The sequence below is a fragment of the Nonomuraea sp. NPDC003201 genome (genome assembly GCF_053590415.1).
This window is the reverse complement of sequence record NZ_JBSFTC010000054.1, coordinates 40,908-51,052: the sequence shown is the minus strand read 5'-3', so window position 1 is coordinate 51,052 and position 10,145 is coordinate 40,908. Positions and strand designations below refer to the sequence as shown.

7 protein-coding genes and 2 CRISPR repeat arrays are annotated in these 10,145 nt (G+C 65.4%); of the genes, 4 read left to right on the top strand and 3 right to left on the bottom strand.

All coding sequences use genetic code 11. The annotated features are described in order from the left end of the window. Positions 1-45 precede the first annotated feature (45 nt). Positions 46-402, bottom strand: coding sequence for a hypothetical protein (locus ACWDX9_RS21205; protein WP_449956447.1), 357 nt, complete (start codon positions 400-402; stop codon positions 46-48). 126 nt (positions 403-528) lie between these two features. Between ACWDX9_RS21205 and ACWDX9_RS21200 the strand changes: the two genes are divergently transcribed. The 4 genes from ACWDX9_RS21200 to ACWDX9_RS21185 all read left to right on the top strand — a co-directional run bounded on the left by ACWDX9_RS21200 (position 529) and on the right by ACWDX9_RS21185 (position 7,289). Then, the gene (locus tag ACWDX9_RS21200) at positions 529-825 is read left to right on the top strand and encodes a hypothetical protein (protein WP_449956444.1); all 297 of its coding nucleotides are present in this window, start codon (positions 529-531) and stop codon (positions 823-825) included. A 532-nt stretch (positions 826-1,357) separates the two neighbouring features. Then, a CRISPR array of direct repeats spans positions 1,358-2,422; the repeat unit is 29 nt; unit sequence GTGCTCCCCGCGCACGCGGGGATGGTCCC. Positions 2,423-4,376: 1,954 nt separating this feature from the next. Beyond that, a complete protein-coding gene (locus tag ACWDX9_RS21195; RefSeq protein ID WP_449956441.1) occupies positions 4,377-6,434 on the top strand; it encodes a hypothetical protein in 2,058 nt (685 codons plus the stop codon). A 155-nt stretch (positions 6,435-6,589) separates the two neighbouring features. Continuing rightward, entirely contained in the window at positions 6,590-6,982 is a 393-nt protein-coding gene (locus tag ACWDX9_RS21190; protein WP_449956440.1) for a hypothetical protein, read from the top strand. A gap of 4 nt (positions 6,983-6,986) precedes the next feature. Next, positions 6,987-7,289 carry a hypothetical protein gene (locus tag ACWDX9_RS21185; protein WP_449956437.1) on the top strand — a complete coding sequence of 101 codons (303 nt, stop codon included), beginning with the start codon at positions 6,987-6,989 and terminating at the stop codon, positions 7,287-7,289. 276 nt (positions 7,290-7,565) lie between these two features. After that, a CRISPR array of direct repeats spans positions 7,566-8,327; the repeat unit is 29 nt; unit sequence GTGCTCCCCGCGCACGCGGGGATGGTCCC. A gap of 33 nt (positions 8,328-8,360) precedes the next feature. Here ACWDX9_RS21185 and ACWDX9_RS21180 read toward each other — a convergent pair. Then, positions 8,361-9,764 (bottom strand): tyrosine-type recombinase/integrase, encoded by a 1,404-nt coding sequence (locus ACWDX9_RS21180; RefSeq protein WP_449956434.1) that lies wholly within the window; start codon positions 9,762-9,764, stop codon positions 8,361-8,363. Continuing rightward, positions 9,764-9,961 carry a helix-turn-helix transcriptional regulator gene (locus ACWDX9_RS21175; RefSeq protein ID WP_449956431.1) on the bottom strand — a complete coding sequence of 66 codons (198 nt, stop codon included), beginning with the start codon at positions 9,959-9,961 and terminating at the stop codon, positions 9,764-9,766. Before ACWDX9_RS21175 ends, ACWDX9_RS21180 begins: the two co-directional genes overlap by 1 nt. Positions 9,962-10,145 lie beyond the last annotated feature (184 nt).

The following is a 10,145-nucleotide window of genomic DNA, read 5'->3' as shown; positions in this document are numbered from 1 at the left end:
ACGTCGCTCGAGAGCTCTTCAAAGCCCTCACCAGCCCAAACGCCGCTAACAACGAGGTTCCCGTTGCTGCTTGACAAACATAGGAGCATCGGAGCGGTTCAGGGCGATCACACCGCGCTCACCCTCAGAACCAATGTAGACAACGGGCTGATCGATGATCGCCGCATCGGGCCGTACCAGCCAAAAGCCGGTGTAGTCACCCGTCCCGGTCGCGCCGAAGAAGCGAAACTCGCTGCCATCGACCTCTTGGTTGCCGGTCCACAGCCGGAACCACCACGCCGTCCGATCGGACTCCTCGAACTGATCGTATAGCTCGAAGTCACAGCCGCGGGCCTCGTCGGTCTCTTCGTCCCACTCCCACTCGAAGCCAACCTGGGCCACCTCGGCCAGGGCAGTCGGCAATACGAGACCTTGAGATATGTCCGCCACCCCAAAAGATTAAACGATCAACGAAGGCTGCTGGAGACGTAGTGCTTCAAGCGCGGGAGCGCACGAGGATCGCCTGATCCCGCTAACAGGCGCTCCAGCGTGCCCAAGGTCGTTGCGCCCGTCACCATCAGCCGAGCCAATACCGACAGTTCCGCCGCCCGCACCACCAAGATCTACCGATCCGACCTCATCGTGGTCGGCGACATCGGCCTGCTCCCGCTCAGCCACAAGACAACCGAAGCCTTCTACCACCCGATCGATGCCGCCTACGAACGCCACCTCTCGCCACCCTCAACATCCATCCCTCCAGGTTCGACACGATCATCGGAAGACCATGGCCACCGCCACCGTCGCTCGCCTCATGCGCCACGCGCGCATGGTCGAGACCAGCGGTGAATCCCACCACCGGGCCGAAGCCCTCACCAGCAAGGGCGTCATCCCCCTGACCTGACCACCCGACAGAACCGTTCACGCCCGCCAACCTGGAGATCTCATAGCCACCACCCCGGACCGGGGTGGCCGCCCGCCTCCACAAGATCATGGCCGTCCACATCCAGTGATTAAGCCCGCATTACTAGACATACTGGACTCCAAACGACTCCCGCTCTCCTAAAGCGGGTGCCGCAGGTTCGAATCCTGCCGGGGGCACCAGGTTCGACCAGCAGCAAAGCGTCCTTGACCAGCGGAAACGCGAGTCAGGGACTTTTTGATGTGTCCGGTGGTGTGCGACTGTGGGTGATCACTTGCGGGTGATCGTGCCAAATACGTGCGCACGGCTGACGGCATGCAACACTCTTGCTGAGTCCCTCCATCAACCACTTGTGATCATCGCCCTCTCGCTAATCCTCACGGGAGTCCGCAATGTCCGATTCCGCAAAAGTGCTTCAGAACGACCCCCGTTCGCCGCTAAACACGCAGGTCAGCGAGAGTGCTCCCCGCGCACGCGGGGATGGTCCCGAGGTGACCGTCATGTTCACGCCGCCCGCGGTGTGCTCCCCGCGCACGCGGGGATGGTCCCGGTGATCCGCTGACGCTCGGGAGAAGCTCGCCGTGCTCCCCGCGCACGCGGGGATGGTCCCGACACCTGCGTGGTGTGCGGGGTGCACGTCGGGTGCTCCCCGCGCACGCGGGGATGGTCCCTTGTTCGGGCGCCCGTAGTGGGCGGTCAACTTGTGCTCCCCGCGCACGCGGGGATGGTCCCGGCGCCGGACACACCTCTTGATCGTGGCCGCCGTGCTCCCCGCGCACGCGGGGATGGTCCCATCGCTCCTCCGATACACCACCTGGGCCGACGGTGCTCCCCGCGCACGCGGGGATGGTCCCGTCGCCAGCTCGGGATGATCCTGGAAGGTATCGTGCTCCCCGCGCACGCGGGGATGGTCCCCTGTTGGCTTCGGTCTATGGCGGTATCCAGGTGTGCTCCCCGCGCACGCGGGGATGGTCCCGATCCACGCGGCCAAACAGAAGGGGATCACCCGTGCTCCCCGCGCACGCGGGGATGGTCCCTTGGCGTGCCACAGCCACAGGAGCCGCCACTGGTGCTCCCCGCGCACGCGGGGATGGTCCCTGCTCGAACGGCATCGCGTTCGCCGTAGGTGAGTGCTCCCCGCGCACGCGGGGATGGTCCCGGGCACGTAGCGCTCTGTGCAGCTATTCAGCGGTGCTCCCCGCGCACGCGGGGATGGTCCCGACCACGTAGTCCGGCCGAAGCTCCTTGATCAGTGCTCCCCGCGCACGCGGGGATGGTCCCAACTTTGATCTTGGCGCACACTACTCAGGACAGTGCTCCCGGCGCACGTGGGGATGGTCCCGACTTACCGATTACCCAACCGATCGCATAGAGGTGCTCCCCGCGCACGCGGGGATGGTCCCACGTCCGGCGCGCGGTCGGGGTGGGTGTCGAGTGCTCCCCGCTCACCCGGGGATGGTCCCTCCTCCCCCGATCGAGAGATCAAGAAAGGACCGTGCTCCCCGCGCACGCGCGGATGGTCCTGCACGCAGGATCCGTCGCGGAGGGGTCCGGGAGTTGTTCTCCGTGCACACGGGACAGCCACATCTTGCGGGGAGTGGAGCCAAGTTGCCTGCCACCCCGCCAATGATGCAGCCTGGGACGACTGAATCAGCAGCTTGATAACCAGAATGTCCGCTATGCCCTTTTCTATGGAAGTGCTCAATTCCGAGCCCAATCGCGGACAACGTCGCAGGTCAACGAGAGTGCTCCTCGCGCACGCGGGGATGGTCCTTCTCCGGTGTCACGGTGCGCGGAGACCTGTTCGTGCTCCCCGCGCACGCGGGGATGGTCCCGGGATTCGAACCCGTGAGTGTCGGCTTATGAGGTGCTCCTCGCGCACGCGGGGATGGTCCCAGCCCCTTCAGGTCGCACACCAGCGGGATCCCGTGCTCCCCGCGCACGCGGGATGGTCCCGAGACGTCGGCGAACCGATCCAGCGTGATCGGGTGCTCCCCGCGCACGCGGGGATGGTCCCAACACGCCCGAGGCGCAGAAGAGGCTGGTCGAGTGCGCCCCGCGCACGCGGGGATAGTCCTGCATGAAGGATCCGTCGCGGAGCGTCCGGGGGTGTTCTCCGTGCACACGGGGACAGCCACATCTTGCGGGGAGTGGAGCCAAGTTGCCTGCCACCCCGCCAATGATGCAGCCTGGGACGACTAAATCAGCAGCTTGATAACCAGAATGTCCGCTATGCCCTTTTCGATGGAAGTGCTCAATTCCGAGCCCAATCGCGGACAACGTCGCAGGTCAACAAGAGTGCTCCCCGCGCACGCGGGGGTGATCCCCCGGCTGCCGAGCATCCTTTGCGGCACGGGTCGTGCTCCCCGCGCACGCGGGGGTGATCCCGAGCGCGGGGCCAAGGCCCAGGCCAGCCTCCTGTGCTCGCCGCGCACGCGGGGGTTATCCCGCCTTCCGGTGCCGTTGCAGGCCGGGCACTCCGTGCTCTCCGCGCACGCGGGGGTGATCCCCCTTACCCCGGGCTCTGGCCCTTGGGAGTCCGGTGCTCCCCGCGCACGCGGGGATGGTCCCTCGGCCCGCGTAACGAGCTGCGCGAGCATTCCGTGCTCCCCGCGCACGTGGGGATGGTCCCTTGTCGATAACGCCAAGTTGAGCGGAGTCGACGTGCTCCCCGCGCGCGGGGATGACCCCACGGGCGACGTAGAGTCGCGCGGGCATCGTGATCAGTGTTGGCGGATGTTTCAGTTCCGCTGGAACAAGGTTCGGCACAACCGGGCCTTGAAGCCCTCGAACCGGGCGCATGGTGCGCGGTGCACCCTGCGGTGCTTTCTGCTCGCGTGGTGCTTGTGGCGTTTGTGATGGCGCTTGTTGACCTTGGCGTGCTTGGGCCGGAGCTCCTGCTCGGGTACAGGCCGGGAGATCCGCTTCGGCACTGGACGATCGCGCGTGGCGGCAGGGGATGGACTGGCCGATGGGGTCACAGTGGGCGTCGAAGGGGGTCGATCTGGTGCGACTGACATGGCTGCCAGCTTCGGGTGGGTCGGTTGCTGGGGCTGTTGAGCGACCTGGCCCAGCGAGTAGCCGAAGCCGCCACTGAATCCCATGGTCGCGGCGAGAGCGAGCGCCATCCATGCTGCTCGCCACCTTCGGCGTGGTCTGGCTGGTGTCCTGCGGACGTACGCACACGGTGGAAGAGTGTTCACCATCACCCCCGAGATCATTAACCGACAGTAAGTAGACGGTCACGCTGAGGGGTTGGTTGCGAGAATCGCGGACAGAATCAAGTGATCTACGGTTGCCCAATCTGATCTGACCGTCTGCTTATGGGAGCGAACCCGCGGAGCATGCGCTGCGTACGTCCTGGCGTCTCAGCATCTCAAAGCCGGGAAATGACAATGCTGGTGCGTTATGCGCCCCTCGCGGGAAAGGCGTGGCTGAGGGACAATCCGGACGTCCTCGTACGTACTGGAGACCCGTCATGACAACCCCGCCGTCGCCGACCCCCCAGGCGTCACCCGATCACCCGCCGGCCGACCGCCCGGCCCGCACCGACACGGCCCCGGCACCTCCTTCCCTCACGCCACCGGCGATGGCGCAGCCGCCCGACTGGGAGTACTCGGGGATCGATCCGAAGCTGATGCACGACTTCGAGCGCGACCTCGGCCAAGCGGAGAACATACTCGGCCGCCACGAGCCACAGATCCGCTGGATGCTGGAGAACCTCGACCTGGACACCTCGCGGCTGAACGCGATGCGGGAGCTCAGCAACTGGATTGGCGCCAAGCGGCCGGAGTTACGGCGGCGCAACGAGACGATCCAGGCCGTGACCACGGAATGGGGCACAGATACGACCGGCGGGCTGCGCCCGTTCGACGAGACGATGTACAGCGGGGCTTCCGGCGATCCGGACGTGTACGCTGCCGCGCTCAAGCTGGGTGAGGTCAGCCGGAACGGCGCGGTGGACGAGAAGACCATCGCCGAGTTGGAGAAGCGGGCGGGGGATGAAGGGTTCGCCACATCTCTGATGTATGCGCTGGGTACCGAGCGGTTCCGGAATCTCATGGCGGCGCTGGTGTACCAGAAGGATTCCAACAAGCGGCGCTTACAGGCGGCACTGGGCAAGGCGCTCGGTACGGCCAGCCCGCGGTTGAACACGTCATGGCGCAAGGAGTTGCTGTCGAATCTGCGAGTACCGGTGGATCAGCACGCACTCTCCGCACTCCTCCCCCACGGGACTTACGAACGGGATTTCCTGGTGGCCGCGGCCAGGACGCTGGAAGGTCTGGACCGCAAGACCTGGAATGATGCCGCTTCGGTGGGCATCCCACAGGATCCTATGATCGGCGTGATGACGGCCCTGGCCAACCACCCGAAGGCGGCTCAGGACTTCTTCGCCGGAGATCCCAGCATCATGAAGCGGTACGTCACCGAGCGGCCGATGTACGACAACGGAGCAGCTTTCGGAAAAGCGCTCGAAGCCGCGACCATGACCTACCGGGACCACTCCGGCACACCGCAAGAGCCGTCGCCCGGATTCATCTCGGCCAAGATAGCTTCGGAATTCATTCACTGGGAGGGCCAGCGTGTCCTGGCAGGCACCGAAGGCCCTTCCTTCGCGACAACCGGCACCACCGCGCGCATCCTGGCCGCCTACATCAACGACGTCAACCGCGTCGCCAAAGCAACTCGTGATGAGGATTCCAGCGTGTTCGGCGCCCACCGCGCGAATCTTCCACCAGAAGATCAGGTATGGGGAGCGCAGTTCAGGAAAGAGGATCTGCGCAAGGCCATGGAGGATGCGTTCAAGCACGACCCGAACGCATTGGGCACCGTCACGGCAGCGCAGACGGCATGGACAAAAGGCCTGCTCAATTATGCCGCTGCACAGGTGGCCGGCGGCAAAGGTGAGTCTGTTCTCAAGGCCAGCGCACAGGAAGCCGGGGCGGGCTTCGGGCTGATCACCGATGCCAGCGGGCTCGCCAAGATCCAGCAAGGCAAGGAGCTGGATGAGGCGCAGGAGCGGAGCATGAAGCTATTCATGGCGGTGGTCAACACCGGGCTCGCGATCCCGCAGACGGCCGCCGGAGCGGTAACGGCCGGCACTGTGGGCGCATGGAACAGCATGATCGAAGACGCCGCCAGGACGACGGAGAACGCCGACAAGGCAACATACAACGCCAACACAGCCAAGAGCCAGGCGAAGTTCTTGCTCGATCAGATCGCCGCCGATGCCATGCTCAAGAACGGGTTGTTCGGCAAGCCCGATCCGCCTGCCAGTACGCATCCGTGGAGTTCCCTGGAAGGTGCAGAAAAGGGAGAAGCCCCTCGGAAGTCACCCAACAACTTCTTGAAAGATGACGGGAACTCGCTCATGACAGTCCGTGAAATGACGCCGTACGATGACGACATCCACCCGCGGCTCGACGCCTATGAAAGATGGCTCTACGACGGTCTTGCCGGGCCTCCCTGGGAAAAGATCTCCGGAGACCTGGAAACGGGTTTCGAAAGAGGGTTCTCGGAGTTCAAGGCATCATGAGGCCATATCTCGCTCTTCCTGTCGCAACGCTGAGCGCACTGTCCCTGCTGGCTGCGTGTTCGCAAGATGAGCCTCCAGTGAACACGACACCACTCCCATCGGTTGCGGCTCCGCCATACCTCTGCGACTACATTCCACTCGACGCGGTGCGACTGATGACTGGCGTGCAGGACCCCGTGGTGAAGGGACGCTTCACCACGTCAGCAAACGAAGGCGAGAGCTCCGGCGGATGTTTCATCTACCAATCGAACGGGCCGAAAGTACTGGACGTGACCCTGTCTCCCGATGGCTCAAAAGAAGAGGTCGAGTGGGTGATCAGCAAAGGCGCCAAACCCCTACCGGAGATCGTTCCCGGTGCGATCGGCCATTATGGGCAGGACGGCAGCGCTGACAACACCCAAGCGTCCGCAACTCTGGTGCACGGCCTCGACCAAGTGATCGTGGAACTGTGGCGAGGCGTCAAAGGGCGGGACAACACCGCCGACGTGGTGGCCTTGATGAAGCTTGTCGGGCCGAAGCTGATCGTCGAGGCCAAGCCGAAGGACTGAGCCGATGCCCGCGATGGTGAGCAACCCGCTGCACGAGGCGCTCCAGCACGCTATCCGCACGGTCGGCCCGATGATCGAGCAGATCAATTCTGACGTCGAGAGGCCCTGCCGGATGTTCCGTTCCGGCAAGGTCTGGACCGGCCCCACCGCCAAGCAGTTCGACGCCCAACTCAACCTGTTCAGTACGCGAGCCCGAACCTCCGGACAGGCAATCATGGACGAGTTACGGCAGTTGCTGGGCCGTACTCCGAGTGAGGTGACCAAGGAAGAAGCTGACTCCATCAGGCGGAAGTACGGAATCGCATAACGCCAACACGATCACGTCCCCTGCCTATGACCAGTAGAAACCCGGGTGGCTATGCGCGAAGATCGAGTTTTGGGCGGTTGGGGCCGATCATTGACGCGTGATCACGCAAAATGTGCGCGCGGCCGGTGGCATACAAGACTCCACGCCACGCCTCGGACAGCCAGACGCGATGTCTCGCTGTCATTACGCCAGCCCTACCGGAAGTCCACAATGTCCGATTCAATGAAAGTACTCAAAAACGCCCTTGGCAGCTGCTAAATGCCCAGGTCAACGAGAGTGCTCCCCGCGCACGCGGGGATGGCCCCACGCTGGTGTTCTCGTTCCCGATTAAGGCTCCGTGCTCCCCGCGCACGCGGGGATGGCCCCGCGGATCCGGGATCTACGGAGCTGGACCGGCGGTGCTCCCCGCGCACGCGGGGATGGCCCCTTCGGCAACAGCGAGTCGTTCCGGTCCAACCTGTGCTCCCCGCGCACGCGGGGATGGCCCCGCACGGCAGGCATCGCCGCACCGCACACCGCGGTGCTCCCCGCGCACGCGGGGATGGCCCCCACGACTGCCGCGGTTCGAAACTGCCGCGGTAGGTGCTCCCCGCGCACGCGGGGATGGCCCTTCCTGGCGGGGGACCACCTCCAGATCGGGAATGTGCTCCCCGCGCACGCGGGGATGGCCCCTGGACGAAACGGCCCATGGTCTGGTTGGTCAGGTGCTCCCCGCGCACGCGGGGATGGCCCCCTGCCGGCCGAGGCCCGCGCCGCCGTGGACGAGTGCTCCCCGCGCACGCGGGGATGGTCCCTCGACCACCTGCTGGCCGAGTTCGCTGACGTCGTGCTCCCCGCGCACGCGGGGATGGTCCCGGCGGCGCTTTCACGCCGACCCTCGACTCGACGTGCTCCCCGCGCATGCGGGGATGGTCCCGCCGGTAACCGCGAGGCGAACAAGCCTCAGCAGTGCTCCCCGCGCACGCGGGGATGGTCCCAACGCGATCGAGGAGGGGATCACCCTCGAAGCGTGCTCCCCGCGCACGCGGGGATAACCTTGCCCAGGCACTCGGCCCAACGCAGGCCAGGACTTCACTCCAAGGCGTCAGAGATTCGGCGCTTGGCGATCTCGTCTTGGCCGACGATGCACTTGGCGTAGACGCGCAATAGCACGTCCACGCTGTGTCCTGCCCACTCGGCGACCTGGGGAGCGGGGACGCCGGCGTTGAGCCAGGTCGAGACGCAGGCATGGCGTAGGTCGTACGGCCGGGCCGCCAAAGGGGAGGCGAACTCCTTGTCCGTGAGTGCCGTTTTTCTCGCGGCCTTCCAGGCGCGTCGGTAAGTGATGAATGGAAGCTCTCCACCCTGCACTCCGTAGAAGACGCGTCCGTCCGGTCCTTTCCCAAACTCTGCGAGATGCGCCCGAAGGATGCGGACCAGCGGTGGAGGGATGGGCACCGTACGGGTGTGGCCTTCGGCGCGGTGCTTGAGCGCGCGTTCCTGCCTGGCGGTGCCGGTGTCGGTCCATTCCCGTCCGGAGTAGGGCGCGGCCTTGAGGAGGTGGAGCTCTCCCCAGGCGTTTGCCGGCTCCTCCATCTCGCTGGACTCCGGGTTCTTGACGAGAGGCGGGAGGGTGATGTTGTCGCGGCGCAGGTTGATGGCCTCCTCGGGGCGTAGGGCGGCGTAGTACATCAAGGCGAAGAACGCGACGAGGCGCTCGCCGCTTGGCTTCTGCGCCTTCACGGCGGCGAGCAGCGCCTTGGCCTGTGTGTGGTTGACGACGCTGCGGCGGTCCACTTCGTAGGTGCTGGCGGGTGGCTTCCACTTCAGCGTCTTGAGCGGGTTGGCGGGCAGTAGCTTGAGTTCTACGGCGTAGTCGAGGGCATTGGACAGCAGCATCCGGTGTTTCCGCACCGTGTTGGGTGCGGCGCGCTGGCCGTTCAGAAGGGACGTGGCGGCGTCCAGGAGGTCGCGAACGAGGCCGGGGTCGTCGGTGAGGGCGGAGACGGGCTTGGTGTTGTGTGCCAGCCAGCGCAGGGCGGTTCCGGCGTCCTCGGGCGCCTCCTTTCGTTGCTTGCTGTTGCAGGTCCAGCGGTGCATGGCGGTGCGGAGCTCGCGGTCTTCGGGCTTGCCACGCGTCGTGTTGTACATGGCCGGCGTGGCGGCGGTAAGCGCCCGGGCGATGTCCTGGCGGTACTTCGGCGCGGCTGCCTTCCACTTCATGTCCACGAACTTGCAGACGAAGTCGTACCAGCTCATCTCTGCCTGGTGCGTGCGACCCCAGGAGACGGGCTCTCCGATGGCGCGGCTGAACGCCTCTCCCCGGCGGGCCGCGGCTTGGAGCTCGCCGCGGTAGGTGTCGGCTTGGGCCGCATTGCGGAACGGCTTGCGCCAGGCTTTGCCGCCGACCTTCCAACGCACGTAGTAGGTGGTGGTCGTCTTGCCCTTGTAGATCTCGGTCTTGTAGACGCGTACGTCGTAGGTGATGTCCTTCATCAGGCGGCCTCCTCCATCGTGTCGAGCCAGCGGTCCAGGTCGGTCCGGCGGATGCGGAGATCGCCGTTGGGGAGCTTGAGGCAGCGTGGGGCGCGGCCCTTGGCGCGCCAGTCGTAGAAGGTCGAGCGGGAGATCTGGAGTTCGGTGCAGAGTTCGAGGAGGGTGAGCATCCCTCGTGAGTTCGGGCCGGTGGCCAAAGGGCGTCTCCTTGCGAATCAGGCGGTTGGGCGAGCGGCCCCGTGCTTGGTGGCTGTGGGCCGGGTGTCGTCGGGACGAAGAAAGAAGAAAGAGTCAGCTGGGCGCGGTTGGGCTTCTGTTCTCGCGGGTCAGATCCCGGGGTGGTGGTGATCGGCTCTGCTCACCTGGTGTCGGGCGAGGTTG